The sequence below is a fragment of the Pseudoduganella flava genome, from assembly GCF_007830495.1.
GTDB lineage: Bacteria > Pseudomonadota > Gammaproteobacteria > Burkholderiales > Burkholderiaceae_D > Rugamonas > Rugamonas flava.
In genome coordinates this window covers 1-23425 of the sequence record NZ_VLKW01000020.1, presented here as the reverse complement: position 1 = coordinate 23425, position 23425 = coordinate 1, and the positions used below count along the sequence as shown (strand labels likewise).

Sequence of the window (23425 nt, the reverse complement as noted above, 5' to 3'; positions counted from 1 at the left end):
AGAGCGCACTATAATGGCCCTGCTGGCTCCTGGGACAGGTCCAGGAGCGCCCGTTTGAATGGAACCACGATGGATTACGCCCTGCTGCTGTCGACCTTCGCGCGCGACCACGGCCATGCAAGCTGGCCGCGCCAGCGCCTGCTGCACGAATGCCTGCGGCATGCGATCCGCACGGGCACGCTGGCGCCGGGCACGCAGCTCGTCGCGACGCGCGCGCTGGCGGCCGAGTTGGGCGTGGCCCGCAACACGGTGCTGTACGCGTACGAGCAGCTGGCCAGCGAAGGGTTCGTGGTGCCAGACCGGCGCGGTACCCGCGTCGCCGCGCTGTTATCCGATGCTGCGCGAGTGCGCCGCCGCGACAACGTGCCGGTGCCGCAGGCCGGCCTGGCGCGGCGGGCGCAGAACCTGCGGCATGTCTCGAACGGTGCGCGCGATGGCGAGGCCTTCGTACCCGGCGTGCCGGACCTGCACGCGTTCCCGCTGGCGCTGTGGCGCCGGCTGCTGGACCGTGCCTGGCGCGATCTCGAACCGGCCCAGTTGAACTATGGCGATCCCGCCGGCGAGTGGGCGCTGCGCGTGGCCATTGCCGACTACCTGCGCGCGTCGCGCGGCGTCGTCTGCGAAGCGGACCAGGTGTTCATCACGGACGGCAGCCAGGCCACGCTGGACCTGTGCGCGCGCGGCTGTGCCGACGAAGGCGACACCGTATGGATCGAGCAGCCCGGCTATGGCGGCGCGCTGGCCGCGTTCCGTGCCGCGGGCCTGGATGTGGTCGAGATTCCGGTGGACGAGGACGGCATGAATCCGGCCGTGCAGGACTGGAAGCAGCGCCGCCCCAGGCTGATCTACACGACGCCGTCGCACCAGTATCCGGTGGGGTCCGTGCTGTCGCTGACGCGGCGCATGGCGCTGATCGACGGCGCGCGCCGCACGGGGGCGCTGATCGTCGAGGACGATTACGACAGCGAGTTCCGGCACGACGGCGCACCGCTGGCGGCGATGCAGGGCCTGGCGCCGGATGCGCCGGTGCTGTACTGCGGCACGTTCAGCAAGACGATGTTCCCCGGCCTGCGGATCGGCTACCTGGTCGTGCCGCCCGCGCTGGCGCCGCAGATGGCGCAGCTGCGTGCGCAGTCGGCGTCGACGGGGCGCGCGGCCGAGCAACTGGCGCTGGCCGAATTTCTCACCAGCGGCCAGTTCGCGCTGCACCTGCGCCGCATGCGCCGCCTGTACCGTGAACGCCGCGATGCGTTGGTGGCCGCGCTGGAGCGACACCTGGGGCCGATCGCGCAAGTGCACGGAGCGTCAGCCGGCATGCACTTGTCGCTGCGGCTGCCGGACGATTTGCCGGACGAGGAGATCCGCGCCCGCGCACGGGAGGAGGGGATCGTGGTGAACGCGCTGTCCACCCACGCGGTCGAGCGCGGCACGGGGTGGAATGGCTTGATGCTGGGGTATGCGCAGGTGCCGGCGGAGCAGATGGACCCGCTGATCCGCCGGCTGGCGGCCGTGATCCACCTGGCCGCCTGGTCGAACAAGCGGCGGGCGTAGCTCCGGCAAGGGACGTGCGGGGCTCGGCACCCGGCGAGGAAGTGGTGTCAGACACCAGAAAGACCGGTGTCAGACACCGAGGGAAAAGTGCGGAGCCCGACACCAGGCGGGAAAACCGGTGTCGGGCACCGACGGTTAGAAGGCGTAATCCCCCCGCACATACATGCTCCGCCCATTGATGCCGAACGGGCAGGTTTCCCAGCAGTGCGTGAAGCCCAGTTGCGGGAACGGTGCGGCACGGGTCTTGTCCCACTCGGTCGGGTAGGTATCGAACACGTTGTTCACGCCGAGCTGCAGGCTGAGTTTCTTCGTGAAGTTGTAGCGCAGCGTCAGGTCCGCCAGCCACTTGCCTTCCCACGTCTGCACGAAGCCCGGCGTGAAGCCCTGGCCCTGCACCTTGCCGTAGTAGTTCGCGCGCACGTTGCCGTTCCACTGGCCCATCGTGTAGTCGGCCGACACCACGTGGTGCTGGCGCGGCTGGCCGTGCTCGATCAACGTCACCTGGCTGTCGTCGAACAGCTGTTCGCCCGTCAGGATCGTCGACGTCGAGTGGCGGCCCGTGACTTCCGTCTTGTTGAAGCCCAGCTGGCCGGACAGCACCAAGGTCGATCCCGGCCAGCGCGTGGTGTGCTCGGCCACGATGTCGAGGCCCTTCGTCTTCGTGTCGACAGCGTTCGTGAAGAACTGCGCCTGGCCCACCTTCAACGGCGTCAGCACGTTGGCGATGGGGCCGCCGTTCGCTTCCGGCGCGATCGTGCTGGAGAACACGATGCGGTCCTTGATCTTGATCTGGTAGACGTCCGCCGTGATGGAGAAGTTCGACGCGGGGCGCAGCACCAGGCCCACGCTGGCGTTACGCGATGTTTCCTCCTTCAGCGGCGCGATGCCGAGCGCGCGCGTGACGGCGCTGTCCTGGCGCGCCGTCAGCGTTTCCGTCAGCACGCCGGCCGCGTTCAGGTTCGTCGACACGGAGCTGTAGAACGCCTGCTGCACGCCCGGTGCGCGGAAGCCGGACGAGTAGCTGCCGCGCACGCCCACCTGCTTGCTCGGATCCCAGCGTGCCGTGACCTTGCCCGTGGTCGTGTTGCCGAAGTCCGAGTATTTTTCGTAGCGCACGGCGCCCGCCAGCAGCAGCGTGTCGATCGGGCGGTATTCCACGTCGCCATACAGCGCGATGTTGTGGCGGCCCTCGTCCACTTCGGTCGACGGCGTATAGCCGGGGAAGCCCTGCGTGCCCGAGGCGGCGATCGTGCCGGCCGGCGTCAGGATGCGGATGTTCGGGTTGTTGGTGCGGCCGTACTGGTACGACACGGGGTCGCCGGCAACGATCTGGTAGGCGTCGCGGCGCCATTCGAAACCGGTGGCGAAGAACACGCTGTTCGAGCCGAACTTCAACGGACCCTTCAGGTCGGCGTTGAACGTCGTCTGGTTGAATTTCAGCTTGCCGGTATCGGCCTCGAGCGGCGACTCGGCATAGATGCCACCGGTCGGCTTCTGCTCGTACCAGTAGCTGACGTTGATCGTGTTCTTCTCGTGGAAATCGAGCTCGCTGCGGCCGTGGTTGATGGAGACGTCGGCCTTCCATTCGTTCGGCAGGTCGAGGCGGTAGCCGACGGCCAGCGACGCGTCCTTGACGGTGGTGCGGATGTTCGGCAGGTAGCCGTTCGGGTACACGGCGGGGACGGTGCGGTCGTCGCCGGCGGAGCGGAAGAAGCCGGACGAATCGCCCTTGCGCTTGCTGGCGCCACCGAATGCGTACAACTCGCCGCCACGGCCCATCGGCAGCGCGGCATTGGCCCACAGGTAGGCATCCTTGGCGTCGCTGTCGCCGATGCGCTGCGTGACGCGGGGCGGGTCGGTGCGGGCGGTATCGAGGCCGGCGCGGTTGGTTTCCTTGCGGCGGCGGCCTTCGACGGCCACGTTGATGTAGCCGCCGTCGTTGCCGATCGCCCAGCCGCGGTTCGCACTGCCGGAGACGAGGTCGCCGTCGCCTTCGGAGGTGGTGCCCAGCTGGCCGGAAAGCTGCGTTTCGCCCACGTTCGATTTCAGCACGATGTTGATCACGCCGGCGATCGCGTCCGAGCCGTATTGGGCGGCGGCGCCGTCGCGCAGCACCTCGACGTGGTGGATCATCGACAGCGGGATCGCGTTGATGTCCGTGCCGGCCGAGCCGCGGCCGACGGTCTGCTGCACGTTGACGAGCGCCTGCTGGTGGCGGCGCTTGCCGTTCACGAGCACCAGCAGCTGGTCCGGGCCGAGCGAGCGCAGGGTGGCGGGGCGGATGATGTCCGTGCCGTCGCTGATGAACGTCGACGAGAAGTTGAACGACGGGTCCAGCGTCTGCAGCAGCTTGCCAAGCTCCATCGGGCCGGCGCTCTGCATGTCCTTCACGTTGATCAGGCCGACCGGCGCGGCGGTATCGAGCGCGGTCTTCGCGGCGGAACGCGAACCCAGCACGACGACGGTCTGCTGCTCGGTTGGAGCGGCTGCCTCGGACGTCTGGGCGGTGGCTTGTGCCGCCAGCAGCAGTGCGGCGCTGGCGAACAGGGTACGGCGGAAAGTGGTCTGCTTCATGTGTCTTTATTCGTCTCTTGGTTGGATGGGGTGAAGCAAGGCGGGTGGTGTCCCGCATTGATACTACCGCCGCGAATAAAGTGTTTGCAGAGCACTGTTGCAGGATATGGACGTGCTTGAAATATTGCTCGCCTTATATCGAAATCTCCCTTACGCTAATGCGCCGACAGGCTCGGCCGCAGGGGTTTCGCGCAGGCATTGCGACATTTTTGCCACAGTTCCAAACCGCAAGCCGCCAAGCCGGCTATTGGTGGTCGCGCATCCATTCCTTCAGCCCGTCCACCCACTTCTTCGCGGGCAGGTTGTAGGCCTTGCGGATGGCGGCCGCGCGCTCGTACAGCACGGAGAAATCGATCACCGGGGCGCGCTTGAACGCGATCACGACGATGTTCGCATCGTGGACCTCCGGCAGCCACACGACGGCGTCGAATGCCAGTTCCATGTGGCGCAGGTTGCGGTCGTAGTTGTCGTATTCGCCGAAGACGTTGGCCGTCATGATGCCGTCGTCCGTCAGGCAGTCGCAGCACGCCTGGTAGAACTCCGGCGTGTCGAGCACGGGGCCGCGCGCCTCCTCGTCGTACAGGTCGACCTGCAGCACGTCGAGCGTGCCGTGGTTGGCGGGATCGTGGACGAAGTCATTGGCATCCATCTGCCGCACGTCGAGCCGCGCATCGTTCGGCGGCAGGCCGAACATCGCCTCGCAGATCGCGATCACGTTGGGGTTCAGTTCCGCGGCCGCGATGCGGGCTTGCGGGAAGCGCTGGTAGCAGAACTTCGTCAGCGCGGCGCTGCCGAGGCCCAGCTGGGCGATGCGGCGCGGCTGCTCGAGAAAGAGCAGCCACATCATCATCATCTGCACGTATTCCAGTTCGATCGCGTCGGGCCGGGACAGGCGCATCGCGCCCTGCACCCAGGAGGTTCCCAGGTGGAGTGAGCGTACGCCCTCGAATTCGGTAATGGTGGCGGGGGGATGGCCGGGGTGGTCGAAGCGTTGGTTTTGCATCGCGCGAGTTTACCAGCAGGGGCGCAACGGGTGCTGCGAAACAAAGCGGGATGAAAAGGCGCTGTCACCCGAACGTGTTGGTGCCGGTTGATGCACCGGCCTTGTGCGCAGGGCCCGGTGCGGAGGGGCCTCGCCAGCTCGCCCTGTTCGCCCGCCGTTCAATAACTTGCTGGCTTGCCGGTGCGCAGGCCCAGCGCCGACTTGAGCAGCCCTGCCGGCGTCGTAATCCGGCCGCCGTCCAGCGCATGGCGCCAGCCCAGGTAGTTCGGCAGGTAGCGACTGGCCACGCCGAGGAAAGTGCGCAGCCAGGTCTTGAAGCGGCTGTGGTAGTTGTTCACGTTCTGGAGGTGGTACGGGCCGCGAGAGCGGATGCCGGCCGCGAGGTTCAGCGGCACGTGGGCAAACGGATACGCGGCGATGAAGGTGCGATAGGCCTTCGCGCCATCGGTTACCAGCACGACGTCCTGATCCAGCGCCGCCGGCAGAGCCCACGACAGCTGCTTGCTGGTGACACGGCCGCGTCCCGTCCACCAGTCGCGCGTCTGCCCGCCGCGATCGCGCAAGACGAGGATGCAGTCGTGCTCCTTGCTGATGCCGCGGCTGTGCGCCACGCCGCCACGTCTTCTGGCCGGCCGGTTCAGGCAGCGCGAGCCCTTCTGCGATTCGAGCAGGTACGTTTCATCGGCCTCCACGATGCCATTCAAAGGGATCGGCCGGTCGTGCACCACGCGGTTCAGGAAGCGGTGGCGCCAACGGAAACTCGTGTTGCGGTGGATGCCGACCACTGTTGCTGACGCCCGTACCGTGCGCGTATCGAGCATGCATTGCAAGTAGGGCAGCCAGCGGTCGCGCCGGCGCAGGTGGAGCAGTGGGGTGTTGGTCAGTGCCGAGAACGTGTGCGTGCAGCCGAGGCAGCGATAGCGTTGCAGGCCGGAGGTATAGCCGTGCCGGTGAAAGCGTCTGTGGCCGCAGTGCGGGCACTTTTTGCGCAGCCGCCCGAACGCCTCGATGATGTCCAGGCACTGCCAGCGTGCCGCATACGCCGCCACCTCGTCCTGCGTGCGGCCGACCTGCTGGCGCGTGAGCTTTTCCAGTTGCCGCCGCAGCCGCCCAAGGAACCGCTCAAACTTGCCGGGGTCCATCGGCTTGTCCATCGCCGCCTCCGTATCGCCGCCATCGATACTGCTGAGACAACGCGACAGGAGAAAAGTTCAGTTCGATCCAACACGGCCGGGGCACAGCGCCGACGAAAAAAAAGGCGCCGAAGCGCCTTTTCCGATGAAGCCGGGAGGAATTACTGCTGCTTGCGACGACGGGCCAGGAAGGCCAGCACGCCCATGCCGCCGATCATCATGCCGTAGGTGGCAGGTTCCGGTACCGGGGTGGCCACGGAGACTTCGCCGCCGTAGGAAGCCACGGAGCCGGTCACGATGCCGTTGACGACCAGCGTCATCGAGCCGGACACTTCCTGACCGAAGATCGCAGCGATCGACAGCGGGCCCAGGTCAACAGCGGAGACTGCCACGCCGTTCAGCGTGACGCTCGTGAACGAGACGTCGCTGACGGTCGAGCCGTTGTTGATCAGGCTGCCCCACACGGTGCCGACCGTGTCGAAGTTCGTGAACGTGAACGTGTCGCTGAAGTTGCCTTCAGTGTGCGTTGCACCCAGAGCTGCGGACCACAGGGTCGGGCCGCCTTTCAGGTCAATGTTGAAGTCATCGGCGAAAGCGGAGCCGAAGGCGGGCAGCAGTGCTGCTGCCAGAACGAGAGATTTCAGTTTCATGCTTATTACCTCGTCGAAGGTTTAAGTTGTCGAGCCGCTAACTTAAGCCAGCTTTAAGGCGTTGTCAATTGTTTATTGGGACGGTTACAAAATAAGACAAAAAAAAGACGCCGAAGCGTCTTTTGCCCAGGAAACATGCGGTGTTCAGGAGTACTTGCGCCGTGCAAGCCAAGCGAGAATGCCCATCCCACCGAGTAGCATTCCGTAGGTGGATGGCTCCGGAATCGGACTGACGTTGATCGTGCCGGAGTAGCTTGCCGATGCCGCGCCCATCAGGCCTTCGGCGGTACCGTACACGGTCAGCACGAGCGGCCCGGGGATCGGCTCGTTCAGCATCCAGCCGTATTCGAACGTGCCGGTCGGCGACAGGGTCATCGCGTGGCCGTTGATTTCAGCGGAGTAGAAGTCGATGTTCGAACCGGGCTGGAAGCCGATGGTGACCAGGCTCGAGTCGACGAACCACGAACCGTTGGATGGCGTGAAATTGAAGACGTCGACGAAATCCACGGCTTCCGTATGAGTGACGCCGAAGTGCGCCGACAGCGTGCCGTTGGCGTCGCCGCCCAGGTTCACGTTGGTGGTGGAATTGTCAGCGTACGCGGCCCCGGACACGGCCAACGCGGCAGCCAATGCAATGGAAGAAAGCTTCATGTTTGTAGTCCCCGAAAAAAGCGGCGGCCCACCGCGGACCGCCTGAGTACACATTAGAGCCATCAGGTGGGTACGCCAGAGCTTTATGGTTGACTTATGCGTAAGCTCAATTCGTCAAGATTTTCGACGCATGTCATACGGCATCAGCGGGCCGGTCCGGCAGCAGCAGCGTCACCGACAAGCCACCGCCGTCGCGATTCGCCAGCGTGATCCGGCCGCCATGGGCTTCGGCGATTTCACGCGCGAGCGCCAGGCCCAGGCCCGTGCCGCTGCGCTTGGTGGAGTAGAACGGCACCAGCGCGTTCGTCAACACGGTGTCGCTCATGCCGGGGCCGCGGTCCTGTACCTCGATCCGCACGACGTCCTGCTGCCGGCGGATCTCCAGCGTCACGGCCGTGTCCGCGGAGCCGGATTCGTGGGCGTTCTTCAGCAGGTTCAACAACGCCTGTTCCAGCTGCGCCGCGTCGAACGCGGCCGGCTCGGGCGGCAGCTCGCCCAGCACCTGGAACGGCACCTGTTCGGCAAGCCCGGCGACGAACGGCGCCCAGTGCTGCGTCGCCAGCCGCGGCGCGGGCAGCTTGGCAAAGCGGGCATAGCCGAGGATGAAGCCTTCCAAGTGGCGCGTGCGTTCCTCGATCGTCGCGAGGATTTGCGGCAGCCGCTCGGTCTGGCCGCGGCGCACCAGCTCGGCACCGGAATGCGCCAGCGACGTCAACGGTGCCAGCGAATTGTTCAACTCGTGGCTGATCACGCGGATCACCTTCTTCCACGTCTGCACTTCCTGGCGCCGCAGCTCCAGGGTCAGCTGGCGCAGCAGCAGCAGTTCGTGGCGCCGGCCGTTCAGGTTGAAGCGCCGCCGCGCCAGGTGGAACACTTCCTCGTTCTCGCCTTCGCCCGTCGTGAACAGCCCGTCGCCGCCGCGAGCCACGGCATCGCGCAACGCCGCAGCGGAGCGCTCGAGCAATTCGTCGAGGCGGTGGCCTTCCAGCTTGCGGCCTTCGCAGAGCAGGTGGCGCGCAGCCAGGTTCGCGTAGACGATCGCACCGGCGTCCGCCACCAGCAGCATCGCCACCGGCGTGTTCTGCACCATCGTGTCGAGCAGCAGTTCGCGCTGGACGAGATTGAGCCGCTGCTCGCGCAGCACTTCGCCGAGCGCGTTGTGGGCGGCCACCAGGTCGCGCAGTTCGTCGTTTTGCGGCCAGTGCAGGCTGAACGAGAAGTCGCCGTCGCGGTAGCTCGTGACAGTACCGGCCAGCGCGCGGTACAGCGACAGCATCGGCGCCAGTTGCGAGCGGATCGTGATGATCGACAGCGGCACAACGCACAGCAGGCACACGCCCAGCACGAACAGGGGCCGGTCCGGGAAGTAGTGCTCGAGCGCCAGCGCGACGAGGATGCCGACGGTCAGCAGCGTGCCCACCAGGGCCGACCACCTGGTCAGCAAGGACAATCGCAACGCGCGCGGGCGGGCCATCAGGGCCGGGCGATGCCGAGGCGCTCCATGCGCCGGTACAGCGCCTGGCGTGACAGCCCCAGGTCCGCGGCGGCTTGCGCCACCACGCCGTTCGCCCGCGTCAGCGCCAGACTGATCGCGTCGCGGTCCGGTTCCGCATCCGGCAGCGCGGGCGCGGCCGCGGCGGGCAGCCCGAGGTCGGCCACGCCGACGTCCGCCCCGGCCGACAGCAGCCGGGCGCGTGCCATCACGTTCTTCAGCTCGCGCACATTGCCGGGCCACGGGTGCGCCAGCAGCGCCGCTTCCGCATCGGGCCGCAGCACCTTGCCGGCACCGAGGAAGTAGCGCGCCAGCGGCAGGATGTCGCCGGGGCGGCTGGCCAGCGCCGGCAGCTTCAGTTCGATCACGTTGAGGCGGTAGTACAGGTCTTCGCGGAAGGTGCCGGCGCGGATCATCGCCGGCAGGTCGGCATTCGTCGCGCTGACGATGCGTACCTGCACCTGCCGTTCGCGGTTCGAGCCGAGGCGCTCGAAGCGCCCCGTCTCCAGCACCCGCAACAGCTTCATCTGCCCGGCCAGCGGCAGGTTGCCGATTTCGTCGAGAAACAGCGTGCCGCCATCGGCCGCTTCGAACTTGCCTTCGCGGGCCTTCGACGCGCCGGTGTAGGCGCCGGCGTCGGCGCCGAACAGTTCCGCCTCGATCAGTTCGGCCGGCAGGGCGCCGCAATTGAGCACGACGAACGGGCCGTCGCGCACGGCGGAATTGGCCTGGATGATTTCCGCGATGCGCTCCTTGCCGGTGCCGTTCGGCCCACTGATCAGCACCGGCACGTCGGCGCGCGCGACCTGGCAGGCCAGGTGGATCACGCGCTCGGTGGCCGGGTCCTGCCACACCATGCCGCGCAGGTCGTGCTGTTCCAGCTCGCGCCGCTGGCGCAGCTCGCCCTGCAGGCGCTGGCCCAGCACCCGGTTGGCCTGGCCCAGTTCCAGCAGGTTCTTCACGGTGGCGATCAGGCGCTGGTCGTTCCACGGCTTGGCCAGGTAGTCGGCCGCGCCGGCCTTGATCAGGTCCACGGCCGCATCGAGATGCGTCCACGCCGTCAGCAGGATCACCGGCAGGTCCGGGTGGCGCCGGCGGATCGCCTGGAATAGCGCCACGCCTTCCTCGCCGGACGTGGTGTCGGCCGTGAAGTTCATGTCCTGAATGACGAGGTCGACGACGCTCGCGTGCCGCTCCAGCAGCGCCAGGCCCTCGTCCGGTGCGGCGGCCTTCAGGGCGGCGATGTCGTGCAGCGAGAACAGCACTTCGAGCGCCATCGTGATGGCGGCATTGTCGTCGATGATCAGTACGGTAGGCATGCCGTCAGAATACCATCCCTACACGACCCCGCGGGTGGCGGTGGCCGGCGAAATGCTGGCCGCGCGCCATGCCGGTCCGTACACGGCGGCGATACCCAATGCCAGGAAGATCGCGGCGCCGGCCAGCAGGTAGCCGGCCGGCAGCCGGCCCAGTTCCAGGCTGGTGACGAGCAGGTGGTTCAGCGCCAGCGCGCCCAGCAGGCCGGCGGCCACGCCGGCACTAGTGATCATCACGTTCTCGACGATGAAGTAGCGCAGGATGTCGATCCTGCGGGCCCCCAGCGCACGCCGCACGCCGATCTGCTTGCGCCGCTGCGTGACCCACAGGCTGGCCATGCCGACGATGCCGCTGGCCGTCACCAGCATCAGCAGCACGGACACGGAGATCAGCATCCACGCCAGGCCACGGTCGGCGCGGTAGCGGTCCTTGCGGTCACCTTCCAGCGTCTTGGTGCGCACGATCAACTGGTTGTTGGCATCCTTGCGCAGCACTTCCTCGGCTTCCTTCATCAGCCGGTCGCGTTGCCCCGGCTCGGCGCGCACCGTGTACATCGCGCGGGGCGGCGCCTGGATGCGTCGCATCGGCTGGATGATCGACATCTCGCCCCGCTCACCCACCTCGGCGCCGGTCGACTGCAGCCGTTCGACGACGCCCACCACGCGCGTGCCGGCGGCATCCTTGCCCCTGCCGAAGTAGATGGTCTTGCCGATCACCGAGGCAGCATCCGGCCACACCTTCTTCGCCAGCGCCTGCGTGACGATGACGACATCGGCCTCCTTCACCTGCTTGGATACGTCCACGTTTTCGCTCTCGGTGGGCAGGAAATCGCGGCCCTCGACGAGCTTCAGTCCCCACGTCTTCACCAGCGAATCGGGCGACACGTAGAAGGCCGCCCCGGTGGTCGGGCGGGTCTGACCGCGCTCGGCCGACATGCTCGTGTTATTGCCCGAGCGGGACAGCGGTACCTGGTTCGTCTGCGCCACCGACAGCACGCCGGGAATCGCCCGCAGCAAGTCGCGATAGCGGTCCTGCGTGGCAACCATCTCGTTGAACGTGCTTCCGGTCTTCAGTTCGTTGATCCGAACGTGGAAGATGTCTTCCTCGCGCAGCACGCCGGACACGCGGCCGGCCACCGCCTGCCGCTCGCTGACGATGTGCAGCGCGTTGGCGAGGATGGCCAGGCTGAGCGCGACCTGCACGGCTACGAGGATGGGGCCGGTCTTGCTGCGCATCAGGGCGGACAGGATGGGACGAAATTCCATGGGATTCCCCTTATTGCGATTTCAGTTGCAGCGCGGGCGTCACCTGGCACGCGCGCCACGTCGGCAGCAGGCCGGCCAGCAGCGCCGCGGCCACGGCCATCACGAACGTCACGATCAGCATCAGCCAGTCCATGCGTGCGACGATCGCCAATGCCTTCGACTGCAGCGAGATCAGCGCCAGCGCGGCCAGCGCGAGCACGAGGCCGAGCACACCGCCGGCCAGGCCGATGACGCCCGTCTCGATCAGGAACTGGTGGAAGATCTCGCGGCGCGACGCGCCCAGTGCGCGGCGCACGCCCACTTCCGGCGCCCGCACGGAGAACTTCGCCAGCAGCAGGCCGATCGTGTTGACGAGGCACAGCAACAGGAAGCCGAAGGCAAGCGACGCGGACAGCTTGCTGTCGTTGCCCACCACTTTCTGGTACTCGAGCCATTCGACCAGGTCGTACAGCTTGTTCGGCGAGTTGCGCTTGAACCGGCCCAGCTTGCGTTGCTCGGCCGCGTAACCGTCGACCCAGTCCTGCAGCGCGGCGCGGTCGGCCGCGGAATGCAGTTCGAACCAGAACTGGATCCACGTGCATTCGGAATCGAGGAAGGACTGGTAGCCGGCGTCGAAATCGGTGGTGCAGGTTGTGCTGCCGTTGTTGCTCCACTCGTGACGCGTGGCCGAGGCCAGCGGCACGAACAACTCGTCCTCGCTGTCGAACGCACCCATGCCGATGATGCGGTGGAAGCGCGGCACCGGATCCCACTTGTCGATGACGCCCGTGATCAGGTAGTCGAAGCCGCTGTAGCGCAGGCGCCGGCCCACCGGATTGACGTTGCCGTACAGTTTTTCGGACAGCGCGCGTGTCAGCACGATCACGTCGGCCCCGGCCTTGTCGTCCGCCTCCGTCCAGGCCTGCCCGTACAGGAACGGAATCTCGAACATCGCGAAGAAGTCGCGCGTGGGAGCGGCGCCCCCGACGACGAACGGCGCGATGTCCTTGCGTTCCGGCTGGATCGAGCCGCCCACGCCCATGATGGCCGTGCGGCGAACGCCCTGGCCACTGGCAAGCAGGTTCATCGCGTCGCGGTGGGTCAGCTGGGCATCGTCCGGCTGCTCGCCCGGCGAATAGCTTTCCAGACTGCCGTTGTCGAACACCGGCACGATCAGCCGGTCGCTCTTGTGCGGCATCGGATTGCCGGACATGACGTGCAGGATCGTCAGCGTGGCGATGCTGGCGGCCACGCCGATGGCCAACGTCAGCACCATCAGGCTGGTGAGCGCGGGATTGCGGCGCAGGTTGCGCACGCCCAGCTTGAAGTAATAGCCGAACATACCGTTGGACATGAGAGTTCCTTATGCCGCCAGCGTGGGCGACTTCTTCACCAGGTCCGACACCTGGCCGTCGATGATGTGCACGTTGCGCTGCGAGCGCGCGGCCAGTTCCGGATCGTGCGTGACCATCAGGATCGTCGTGCCCTGCGCATTGATCTCCTCGAGCAGCTCCATCACGCCGCGCGCCATCTGCGTATCGAGGTTGCCGGTCGGTTCGTCGGCGAGCAGCAGCTTCGGCGAACCGGCCAGCGCGCGGGCGATCGCCACGCGCTGCTGCTGGCCGCCGGACAGTTCGGCAGGGTAGTGCTTCATCCGCGACGCCAGGCCCACCTTGGCCAGCGCGTCCTCGATGCGTTCGCGGCGTTCGGCCGCGTTGAAGCCGCGGTAGCGCAGCGGCACGTCGACGTTATCGAACAACGACAGGTCGGGGATCAGGTTGAAGCCCTGGAAGATGAAGCCCAGCTTCTCGTTGCGCAGCCGCGAGCGGGCATTGTCGTCCATGCCCTTCACGTTGATGCCGTCCAGGATGTACTCGCCGGACGTGAAGTCCTCCAGCAGTCCGGCGATGTTCAGGAAGCTCGTCTTGCCCGAGCCGGAAGGCCCCGTGACGGTGACGAATTCGCCCTGCTTCACGTGGATCTCGAAGCCGCGCAGCGCGTGTGTCTCGATCATGTGGGTGCGATAGACTTTGCTCAGGTTTTGCATGCGCAGCATGGTGGCCTCTTTGAAAAGATCAGCGGTTGATGGAGACGCGCTTGGCGTTCTCGAACGTTTCGGTACCGGCGACAACGACCTTGTCGCCTTGTTTCAGGCCGGAGATGATCTCGACGGCATTGATGCTGGTGGCGCCCATCCGGATCGGCGTACGCACCGCGACGCCGTCCTGCACCAGGTAGGCATAGCGGCCGCCTTCCGATTCGACGAACGGGCCGCGCGGCAGCAGCAGCACATTCGGCTTCTCGTCGATCAGCAGGCGCGCCTGCACGCGCTGGCTCTGGCGCAGGCCGTCCGGCTGTTTGCCTTCGAAGCGCACGCGCGCCAGCACCTGGTTCTTCACGACCTCGGGCGACAGCGCGGACAGTTTGCCGCTGCTGGTCGCGCCGTTGACCGTGATCTCCGCGCGCATGCCGATGCCCAGGTCGTTCACGTACGTCTCCGGCACTTCCAGTTCCACTTCCAGCGCGGACAGGTCCACCAGCGTCATCAACGGCGTGTTGGCCTGCACGACGCTGCGGTTGGCCACGTTCAGCGTGCCGATGAAGCCATCGACCGGCGCGCGCACCGTCAATTCGTCGACGCGGCGCTGGGCATTGGCCAGCACGAGCTTCTGCCGCTCCAGCTGCGCGGTCTTGGTGCGCAGCGCCAGGTCGACGTCGTCCTTCTCCAGCGCGGAAGCCTGGTTCGCATGGCGGGCGCGGACCTCGGCGGCGCGCAGCGCATCCTTCGCCTTCTGGTAGTCGATCTTCGCGACGACGCCTTCGTTGGCCACACCGTCGTAGCGCTCCAGCGTGCGCTGGGCGGACAGCCGGTCGATCTCCGCCGTGTCCGCGTCGCGCTGCGCCAGCAGCTTCTGCTTGCGCGCGAGGATCTGCTGACGCGCCACTTCGGCCACCAGTTCCTGGTAGCTCGATTGCTCCTTTTTCAGTTCGTCCGTCAGGTCCGGCGATTCCAGCACGGCCAGCACGTCGCCCCGTTTCACGGTGTCGCCGGCGCGTACCTTCAAGGTCACGGTGGACGAGGGCGCCGTCGAATACAGCGTAGGACTGACGGCGGCGACGATGCGGCCGTTGACGGCGGCATCGCGGATCAGCGTGCCGCGCGTGACTTCGGCGATACGCAGCCGCGCCGCGCTGACGGAATGCTCGCTGGCGCTCCAGGTGCCGACCGCCCAGTACGCGGCCATGGCCACGGCGGCAACGGCGGCGAGTGCACCACCGGCCTGCAGCGCGCGGCGCTTGCGCAGGTGGCTGGCGGGTGGGGCAAGGACGGTGTCCTGGTGGGAGGTGTCGCGAATCATGGTGGCTGCGTGTTGGTGTTGTTGCCGCATTGCTATGCAGGATCCGTGCCACTGCCTAAGTACTTGATTTCATTCATGGGCGGCCGCGCGTGTCCGCTGTCCGCCGCTGTCCGCGATCGTCCGGGGCGGGAGATTTGTACGCTCATGTATCCGGCGCCCACGCCGACACGCTGGCATACGCCCGGCCCGGTGCGTGGACACACCGGGTACACATCGGAACGGTCTAATGGACCCATCGCAACCAACCATGGAGTCCAAGATGAAAACCACGATGAAAGCACTGTTCCTGACCATTGCCCTTGCCGCCGCCGGCGCAGCGTCCGCCGAAGGCCTGACCCGCGAGCAGGTGCGCGCCGAGGTGCTGGCCGCCCGCGCCGCCGGGACGCTGTCGTCCGGCGGCGAAGGTTATCAGGCTGACGTCTATGCCCCGTCCGTGCGCAGCCGCGCCGACGTGCTGGCCGAACTGGCCGCCGCGCGTACGGCCGGCACGCTGGCCGAAGGCGAAGCGTATCCGGGCCCGTTCCCGGCGCCGCAGCCGGTGCCCCGCGCCACCGTCCGCGCCGAGCTGGCCGCCGCGCGCGCGGCCGGCACGCTGGTCGCCGGCGACCACTATCCCGCCGCCTACTGATCGCGCTTGCCAACCGCGATGCTCATCGGTACATTGCCCGCTCTGACACGGCAAGGGCGGCGATGGGCATACTGGATTGGCTGACGGGCGCGGACGGCGAGATCGCCGATCATCCCTTCCCGCGTACGGACGTGGCACGGCTGCACGACCTCCTGGCGCACGACCAGCCTGGCCGCGTCGACGACCAGAGCGCGCGTGACCTGATGCTCGACGCGTATGCGGACCGGCTGGCGCCGGGCACCAGCATCTTCGGCCGCCAGATGCTGTACCACCGGCTGCGCGGCGGGGCGCAGGCCGACGTCGCCCGGGTGCGTGCCCTGGTGGACGATCCGGCGTTGCGCACCCGGCTGCAGCACATCTGCCGGCCGCTGCGCCACGCCGACGCCGACATCAGCGAGCACGTGTTCGGCGCACCGCTGCCGCCCGCGCCGGCGTGGCCGCGCTGGCTTTGGCTGCTGCCGCTGCTCCTTGTGGCCAGCATGGCGCTGGCGTTCTGGTGGCCGGCCGCCTGGATCGCCGCGGTGGTGCTGGCGTTCGGGCTGATCGCCGTGCAGACCGTGTGGATGACGCGCGCCACCGAATGGGACCGCGCCTTGCTGCCGCTGCGCGTGCTGCTCGACGCGCACCGTGCGCTGGGCGAGGAGCATGCGCGCACGCACTCGCCGTGGCTGGCCTGCTTCGCACCGGGTGCGCAGGCCGCGGACCGGTTGCGGCCGGCCTTCGCGCTGCCGCTGGCGGACACGGTGTCCGGTTCGCGCGAGTACCGCGAATGGTTCATGCAGGCGAACGTGCGGCGCTATTTCGCCACCCGTACGGCATTGACGACCAATCTGGAAGCGGTGCGTGCCAGCCTGCTGCTGGTCGCGGCGCTGGAAGCCGATTGCACGCTGGCGGCGCATCTGGCCGCGGCGCGCTTCTGCTGGGCGCAGCCGGCCGGCGCGGGCGAACTGACGCTGACAGATGTCGTCCATCCGCTGCTGGAGGATGCCGTGCCGCTGTCGCTCGCGCTGGACGGCACGGGCGCCTTCATCTCCGGGCGCAACGGCACGGGCAAGAGCACGCTGTTGCGCACCTTGGGCCTCAATCTGATCACGGCACGCGCGTTCGGCTTCTGCTACGCGAGCGCGGCCTGCGTGCCCCGCTTGCCGGTGCATACCAGCATGCACAGCGAGGATGCGCTGGAGGGCGGCGAAAGCCTCTACATGGCGGAACTGCGCCGTGCCCGCGAGCTGATGACGTTGGCGGAGCAGGGCCCGGCCGTGTTCATCGTCGACGAGATCTTCCGCGGTACCAACCACCTGGAATCCGTCTCGGCGGCCACCGCGGTGTTGAACGCGCTGGCGCGGCGGCATCTGGTGATCGTGTCGTCGCACAACCTGACGCTGGCCCCGTTACTGCGCGAACGGCTCGCGCCGCTGTGCGTCGAAGAGGACGCGCAGGGCCGGCTCGGCGTGCGCCCCGGCGTGCTGGAGAAAACCAACGGGATCGGGCTGATGGCGGCCTACGATTTCGGCGCCGACATCGAACGCGACGCGCTGCGCGTGCACGCCTGGCTGACGCGGCATGCGCGCGGCGAGGACGCCGGCCCGGCGCCGGCGTTGCACGACACGGCCGAGCTCGTGTCCCGATCTGGGGTCTGACCCCAGGGGACACGAACTGAGCCGTTTCCGTTACCGCTTCTTCGGCTTCTTCGCGATGACCTCGCGGCAGTCGCCCTTCAGCGTGGCGTTGTCGTAGTCGGTCCAGCCGTAGCTGTCGACCCAGCGCGTGTGGCGCTTGAATGTGGGCGACAGCACGCTCCATTCGAGGCGCTCGCCGGGGTAGCGGATGTCGGCCATGTCGAGCAGCGTGTGGAACATGTTTTCCGTCGCCAGCTTCGCCTTGCGGTGGCGCGCCAGCTGCTTCACCTTGTCCGGGTAGCGGTCGCGGTACTGGTCGGAGTACCACATGAATGCCGGCACGCGGAATTCGTACTGCGTGTTGTGGCCGTGGAAGGCGAGGCGGCAGGTGCCGTCGTACAGCGTCTGGCCGTGGTCCGCCACGTACAGCAGCGCGGTCGGCGTCAGCGTGCCTTTCAGCCGCTCGATCGTCTGGGCCAGGAACCAGTCCGTGTACAGGATCGCGTTGTCGTAGCTGTTGTTCAGCTGTTCCTTGATCGCGATGTCCGTGTAGACAGGGTTGTCGACGCCGAACAGCGAGGGCTGCCAGCGGTCGAAGCGCTGCGGGTAGCGCTGGCTGTAGTTCCAGTGGCTGCCCAGCGTGTGCAGCACGATCAGCTTTTTCGGGCTGCGCTCGGCCATCGCCTGGCGCAGCGGCTCGAACAGCACTTCGTCGTGGTTCGACTTGTTCGAGAAGCCGCCCAGGTTCATGAACTGCACCACGTCGGCCTCGCGGGCGAACACGGAGACGGGCGTGTCGAACTTGCCGAACGAGATCTGGTTCGACAGCCACCACGTCTTGAAGCCCGCTTCCTTGTAGGCGGTGATGAACGACTTCTCGTTGAAGCCGTCCTTCAGGCTTTGCCGCGCCGGCTTGCGCGAGATGATGACGGGCACCGACAGCCGCGTGGCCGAGACGGACGTGATCACGTCCGGCAGCGCCACGATGTTCGCTTCCTGGGCCAGCAGCGGATTGGTGTCGCGCTGGTAGCCGAACAGGCGCCAGCGGTCCTGGCGCGACGATTCGCCGATGACGAGCACGATGGTTTCCGGCACCTCGTCCGGTGCGCGCTGGTCGGCGTCGAACTTGAAGTTGCGGCTCGTTTCGTTCAGCTGTGCCAGGTAGCGCCGCTCGCGATAGAAGTCGTAGCCCCGCGCGGCCAGGCCGAACGGCCAGGAATCGATGAACGCGTCGAAGTGCACCGGCGGCGTGGCCCAGGCGGGCAGCGGCGGCAGCTTCCATCCGGTCACGTGCACGCCGTCGCCGTCGGCCGCGTTGGCGCTGGCGCTGGCGGACGCCGAGGCGGGCGGGCGGCCGCCGCCGAATTCCCACGCATACGTGGCCACCAGCGCGAACGCGCCCAGCATGCCGAGGGCCACCCAGCGCGACGGGCCGTTCCAGTCCAGGTCGCGGGTCTGCCGGGCGGCGCGGAACGTGGCCACCCACCACGCGGCGACGAGCACCATCACGGCCAGCATCGTCCACACCTTGTGGCCGAGGAATTCCAGCGCTTCCCGTGGGCTCGTTTCCGCCAGGATGCCCAGGTGGTGCGTCGAGATGCCCTGGCCGTAGAACACCAGCAGGTAGATTTCGGTGGGCAGGGCCATGAAGGCGGGGATCAGCAGCCAGTGGAACCAGGCGGGGCGCTTGAACAGCGCCCACACGGCCGTCCAGGCGGCGATCTCGATGCCGAGGATCTGCCAGCCGTCGTTGACCGGATTGCCCAGCAGGATGCGGATCCACGGCACCGCCGACAGGGCGAGATAGCTCAGCAGGACGAAGAGGTTCCCCAGCACGGCCCGGAGGGGGGCGTTGGCGAGGCGCGACAGTGCGGGCGGCAGCGATGGACGAGGCGGAAGGAGTGGCATAGGGGCTGGCAAGTCGCGACGGGCGCTATTATGGGGGCTTTTGCGGCACGCCGCGCAGGCTGTTGCCTTGCCTAATTGATTTGCAAAGCTGTTGACGGTGTCAACGGGGCCGTTTATACTCGCGAGTTCTCAATTTAGTCTGCACATCGTATACGCGTTTTTCCAGGCCGCCTCCACCGAGGGTGGCCGTTTGCGCCTGTATGTGCAGGCCCCGAGACTGGTTTTAGCCCCCATGCATATGCGAAAAGCAGCATGGGTTGTCAATGCAGTAATTTTGTTGGATTAGGAACGATGCCAACCATCAATCAACTGATTCGCAGCCCACGTACCGCAGCGGTCGTGAAGAGCAAATCGCCGGCACTTGAAAACTGCCCGCAAAAGCGTGGCGTGTGCACCCGCGTGTACACCACCACTCCGAAGAAGCCGAACTCGGCACTGCGTAAAGTCGCCAAAGTGCGTCTGACCAACGGTTTCGAAGTCATTTCGTACATCGGCGGTGAAGGCCACAACCTGCAGGAACACTCGGTCGTGCTGATTCGCGGCGGCCGTGTGAAAGACTTGCCGGGTGTGCGTTACCACATGGTCCGCGGCTCGCTGGATACCCAGGGCGTCAAGGATCGTAAGCAGGCTCGCTCGAAGTACGGTGCCAAGCGCGCCAAAGCAGCCAAGAAGTAATTTGCTTGCACACTGAGCGCACCGCTCGGTTGCAATACTTAATGAGTTGAGGCGGCCGCGAGGCCGAGTAAGTGGAAGGTCATGAGGGCCCTCCGCGAGTGCCGATCAAGAGGCACTCAACTGAAGACAGGAAGGAATTTAAAATGCCACGTCGTCGTGAAGTACCCAAGCGCGAGATTCTGCCGGATCCAAAATACGGAAACACGGAAGTCGCCAAGTTCGTCAACGTTCTGATGCTGTCCGGCAAGAAGTCGGTTGCTGAAAACATCATCTACGGTGCGTTCGACCATATCCAGCAAAAATCCGGCAAGGATCCGCTGGAAGTGTTCGCAGCAGCGATCAACAACGCCAAGCCCATGGTGGAAGTGAAGTCCCGTCGCGTCGGTGGCGCGAACTACCAGGTGCCGGTTGAAGTGCGCCCAGTGCGCCGCCTGGCCCTGTCCATGCGTTGGCTGCGTGAAGCTGCGAACAAGCGCAGCGAAAAATCCATGCCGCAACGCCTGGGTGGCGAGCTGATGGAAGCTGCGGAAGGCCGCGGCGGCGCGATGAAGCGCCGTGACGAAGTGCACCGCATGGCAGAAGCGAACAAGGCGTTCTCGCACTTCCGCTTCTAAACAGTCCGGCCGGCATGTCCGGCCATTTGTTCAAGCCGGGCGCATTTTGCTTTTGAAATGTCGCTCGGTTTTGTCCATTCAAAGATTTAGGATCTCATTATGGCCCGCAAGACCCCCATTGAGCGCTACCGCAACATCGGTATCTCCGCTCACATCGACGCAGGTAAGACGACGACGACTGAGCGCGTGCTGTTCTACACCGGCGTGAACCACAAGATTGGTGAAGTCCACGACGGCGCAGCCACCATGGACTGGATGGAGCAGGAACAAGAGCGCGGCATCACGATTACGTCCGCCGCGACGACCTGCTTCTGGAAAGGCATGGCCAACAACTTCCAGCCGCACCACATCAACATCATCGATACCCCGGGCCACGTCGACTTCACGATCGAAGTGGAACGTTCGATGCGCGTGCTGGACGGCGCTTGCATGGTCTACTGCGCCGTGGGTGGCGTGCAGCCGCAGTCGGAAACCGTGTGGCGTCAGGCTAACAAGTACAAAGTGCCGCGTCTGGCGTTCGTCAACAAGATGGACCGTACCGGTGCCAACTTCTTCAAGGTCTACGAGCAGATGCGCGCTCGCCTGAAGGCGAACCCGGTCCTGATCCAGATCCCGATCGGCGCCGAAGATTCGTTCGCCGGCGTGGTCGACCTGGTCAAGATGAAGGCGATCATCTGGGACGACGCATCCCAGGGCATGAAGTTCGACTACAAGGACATCCCGGCTGAACTGCAGGCGCAAGCCCAGGAATGGCGCGAGAAGATGGTCGAAGCCGCCGCCGAGTCCAGCGAAGAGCTGATGAACAAGTACCTGGAAGAGGGCGACCTGTCCGAAGAAGAGATCAAGAAGGCGCTGCGCGCCCGTACGATCGCTTCGGAAATCGTGCCGATGCTGTGCGGTACCGCGTTCAAGAACAAAGGCGTGCAAGCAATGCTGGACGCCGTCATCGAATACCTGCCGTCGCCAGTGGACATTCCGCCGGTCGCAGGTACCGACGACGACGAGCAGCCGGTCACCCGCAAGGCTTCGGACGAAGAGAAGTTCGCCGCCCTGGCATTCAAGATCATGACCGACCCGTTCGTCGGCCAGCTGGCCTTCTTCCGCGTGTACTCCGGTACCGTGAACTCGGGCGACACCGTGCTGAACTCGGTCAAGAACCGTAAAGAGCGCCTGGGCCGTATTCTGCAGATGCACGCCAACCAGCGTGAAGAGATCAAGGAAGTGCGCGCTGGCGACATCGCCGCTGCCGTGGGCCTGAAAGACGTGACGACCGGCGAAACGCTGTGCGACCCGACCTCGATGATCGTGCTGGAACGCATGGTCTTCCCTGAGCCGGTGATCCAGCAGGCAGTCGAGCCGAAGACCAAGTCCGACCAGGAAAAAATGGGTCTGGCACTGAACCGCCTGGCCCAGGAAGATCCGTCGTTCCGCGTCAAGACCGACGAAGAATCCGGTCAGACCATCATCGGCGGTATGGGCGAGCTGCACCTGGAAATTATCGTCGACCGCATGAAGCGCGAATTCGGCGTGGAAGCGACCGTCGGCAAGCCGCAGGTTGCATACCGCGAAACGATCCGCAAGACGGTGACCGACGTGGAAGGCAAGTTCGTCAAGCAGTCCGGTGGTCGCGGCCAGTACGGCCACGCCGTGCTGACGATCGAACCGCAGGAGCCGGGCAAAGGCTTTGAGTTCGTCGACGCGATCAAGGGTGGTGTGATTCCGCGTGAATACATCCCGGCGGTGGAAAAAGGCGTGCGTGAAACGCTGACCACCGGCGTGCTGGCTGGTTACCCGGTTGTCGACGTCAAAGTGACGGTGACCTTCGGTTCGTACCACGACGTCGACTCGAACGAAAATGCATTCCGCATGGCCGGCTCGATGGCGTTCAAGGACGGCTGCCGTAAAGCGAATCCGGTTATCCTCGAGCCGATGATGGCCGTGGAAGTGGAAACGCCGGAAGACTACGCCGGTAACGTGATGGGCGACCTGTCGTCCCGTCGCGGCATGGTGCAGGGCATGGACGAAATCCCGGGCGGCGGCGGCAAGATCATCAAGGCCGAAGTTCCGCTGTCGGAAATGTTCGGTTACTCGACCTCGCTGCGTTCCGCAACGCAAGGCCGTGCAACGTACACGATGGAATTCAAGCACTACGCCGAAGCGCCGAAGCACGTCATCGACGCGATCGTCACTGCTAAAGCTAAGTAATCCACGAGCGTTTACCGGCCGGGGCACAACCCCGGCCGGACAACCTTAAATCATAGTTCTAAGGAAGATTCAAAATGGCAAAAGAGAAGTTCGAGCGGACTAAACCGCACGTGAACGTTGGCACCATCGGTCACGTTGACCACGGCAAGACCACCCTGACCGCTGCTATCGCAACCGTCCTGTCGAAGAAATTCGGCGGCGAAGCGAAGGCCTACGACCAGATCGACGCTGCTCCGGAAGAAAAAGCACGCGGCATCACGATCAACACCGCACACGTCGAGTACGAAACGGCTTCCCGCCACTACGCACACGTTGACTGCCCGGGCCACGCCGACTACATCAAGAACATGATCACCGGCGCAGCGCAGATGGACGGCGCGATCCTGGTGTGCTCCGCAGCTGACGGCCCGATGCCGCAGACCCGCGAACACATCCTGCTGGCACGTCAGGTTGGCGTTCCTTACATCATCGTGTTCCTGAACAAGTGCGACCTGGTCGACGACGCAGAACTGCTGGAACTGGTCGAAATGGAAGTGCGCGAGCTGCTGTCGAAGTACGAGTTCCCTGGCGACGACCTGCCGATCATCAAAGGTTCGGCACGTATGGCCCTGGAAGGCCAGCCGGGCGAGATGGGCGAAGACTGCATCATGCGTCTGGCCGATGCACTGGACACCTACATCCCGACGCCTGAGCGCGCCGTGGACGGCACGTTCCTGATGCCGGTGGAAGACGTGTTCTCGATCTCCGGCCGCGGTACCGTGGTGACCGGTCGTGTCGAGCGCGGCGTGATCAAGGTCGGCGA

At 65.8% G+C, this 23425-nt stretch carries 19 protein-coding genes; 7 read left to right on the top strand and 12 right to left on the bottom strand.

Annotated elements, in window-relative coordinates; all coding sequences use genetic code 11:
- Positions 1-69 precede the first annotated feature (69 nt).
- Positions 70-1551: a MocR-like pyridoxine biosynthesis transcription factor PdxR gene (gene pdxR / locus IP92_RS29100; RefSeq protein ID WP_145882086.1), complete on the top strand. Its 1482-nt coding sequence runs from the start codon at positions 70-72 to the stop codon at positions 1549-1551.
- A 135-nt stretch (positions 1552-1686) separates the two neighbouring features.
- Here pdxR and IP92_RS29095 read toward each other — a convergent pair whose 3' ends face one another.
- The 11 genes from IP92_RS29095 to IP92_RS29045 form a co-directional block, all read right to left on the bottom strand.
- Positions 1687-4125, bottom strand: coding sequence for a TonB-dependent receptor plug domain-containing protein (locus tag IP92_RS29095; RefSeq protein ID WP_145882083.1), 2439 nt, complete (start codon positions 4123-4125; stop codon positions 1687-1689).
- A gap of 244 nt (positions 4126-4369) precedes the next feature.
- Positions 4370-5128 (bottom strand): spermine/spermidine synthase domain-containing protein, encoded by a 759-nt coding sequence (locus IP92_RS29090; RefSeq protein ID WP_145882081.1) that lies wholly within the window; start codon positions 5126-5128, stop codon positions 4370-4372.
- A 158-nt stretch (positions 5129-5286) separates the two neighbouring features.
- A complete protein-coding gene (locus IP92_RS29085) occupies positions 5287-6270 on the bottom strand; it encodes an IS1595 family transposase (protein WP_145882115.1) in 984 nt (327 codons plus the stop codon).
- A 152-nt stretch (positions 6271-6422) separates the two neighbouring features.
- Entirely contained in the window at positions 6423-6911 is a 489-nt protein-coding gene (locus IP92_RS29080; RefSeq protein WP_145882079.1) for an FxDxF family PEP-CTERM protein, read from the bottom strand.
- 144 nt (positions 6912-7055) lie between these two features.
- Positions 7056-7562, bottom strand: coding sequence for an FxDxF family PEP-CTERM protein (locus IP92_RS29075; protein ID WP_158206781.1), 507 nt, complete (start codon positions 7560-7562; stop codon positions 7056-7058).
- A gap of 133 nt (positions 7563-7695) precedes the next feature.
- Positions 7696-9036 (bottom strand): sensor histidine kinase, encoded by a 1341-nt coding sequence (locus IP92_RS29070; RefSeq protein WP_145882075.1) that lies wholly within the window; start codon positions 9034-9036, stop codon positions 7696-7698.
- Positions 9036-10373 (bottom strand): sigma-54-dependent transcriptional regulator, encoded by a 1338-nt coding sequence (locus tag IP92_RS29065; protein WP_145882073.1) that lies wholly within the window; start codon positions 10371-10373, stop codon positions 9036-9038. Before IP92_RS29065 ends, IP92_RS29070 begins: the two co-directional genes overlap by 1 nt.
- Before the next feature lie 18 nt (positions 10374-10391).
- On the bottom strand, positions 10392-11636 hold the full coding sequence (locus IP92_RS29060) for an ABC transporter permease (protein WP_145882070.1): 1245 nt from the start codon (positions 11634-11636) through the stop codon (positions 10392-10394).
- A 10-nt stretch (positions 11637-11646) separates the two neighbouring features.
- Positions 11647-12969: an ABC transporter permease gene (locus tag IP92_RS29055; RefSeq protein ID WP_229419026.1), complete on the bottom strand. Its 1323-nt coding sequence runs from the start codon at positions 12967-12969 to the stop codon at positions 11647-11649.
- A 9-nt stretch (positions 12970-12978) separates the two neighbouring features.
- On the bottom strand, positions 12979-13671 hold the full coding sequence (locus IP92_RS29050; protein ID WP_145882068.1) for an ABC transporter ATP-binding protein: 693 nt from the start codon (positions 13669-13671) through the stop codon (positions 12979-12981).
- 19 nt (positions 13672-13690) lie between these two features.
- Entirely contained in the window at positions 13691-14974 is a 1284-nt protein-coding gene (locus IP92_RS29045; protein ID WP_145882066.1) for an efflux RND transporter periplasmic adaptor subunit, read from the bottom strand.
- Positions 14975-15233: 259 nt separating this feature from the next.
- Between IP92_RS29045 and IP92_RS29040 the strand changes: the two genes are divergently transcribed.
- Together IP92_RS29040 and IP92_RS29035 are read left to right on the top strand one after the other, a co-directional pair.
- On the top strand, positions 15234-15602 hold the full coding sequence (locus IP92_RS29040; protein ID WP_145882064.1) for a DUF4148 domain-containing protein: 369 nt from the start codon (positions 15234-15236) through the stop codon (positions 15600-15602).
- 62 nt (positions 15603-15664) lie between these two features.
- On the top strand, positions 15665-17242 hold the full coding sequence (locus IP92_RS29035; protein WP_145882062.1) for a MutS-related protein: 1578 nt from the start codon (positions 15665-15667) through the stop codon (positions 17240-17242).
- Between the two features lie 30 nt (positions 17243-17272).
- Here the strand turns inward: IP92_RS29035 and IP92_RS29030 are convergent, their stop codons facing one another.
- A complete protein-coding gene (locus IP92_RS29030; protein WP_145882060.1) occupies positions 17273-19129 on the bottom strand; it encodes a phosphoethanolamine transferase in 1857 nt (618 codons plus the stop codon).
- A gap of 291 nt (positions 19130-19420) precedes the next feature.
- Here IP92_RS29030 and rpsL point away from each other — a divergent pair, with 291 nt between their 5' ends.
- The 4 genes from rpsL to IP92_RS29010 all read left to right on the top strand — a co-directional run.
- Entirely contained in the window at positions 19421-19804 is a 384-nt protein-coding gene (gene rpsL / locus IP92_RS29025) for a 30S ribosomal protein S12 (RefSeq protein ID WP_145882058.1), read from the top strand.
- Positions 19805-19947: 143 nt separating this feature from the next.
- Entirely contained in the window at positions 19948-20418 is a 471-nt protein-coding gene (rpsG, locus tag IP92_RS29020; protein WP_145882056.1) for a 30S ribosomal protein S7, read from the top strand.
- Positions 20419-20517: 99 nt separating this feature from the next.
- Positions 20518-22623: an elongation factor G gene (gene fusA, locus IP92_RS29015; RefSeq protein ID WP_145882054.1), complete on the top strand. Its 2106-nt coding sequence runs from the start codon at positions 20518-20520 to the stop codon at positions 22621-22623.
- A gap of 74 nt (positions 22624-22697) precedes the next feature.
- On the top strand, positions 22698-23425 hold a 728-nt coding region (locus IP92_RS29010), incomplete at its 3' end, for an elongation factor Tu (protein WP_145882052.1).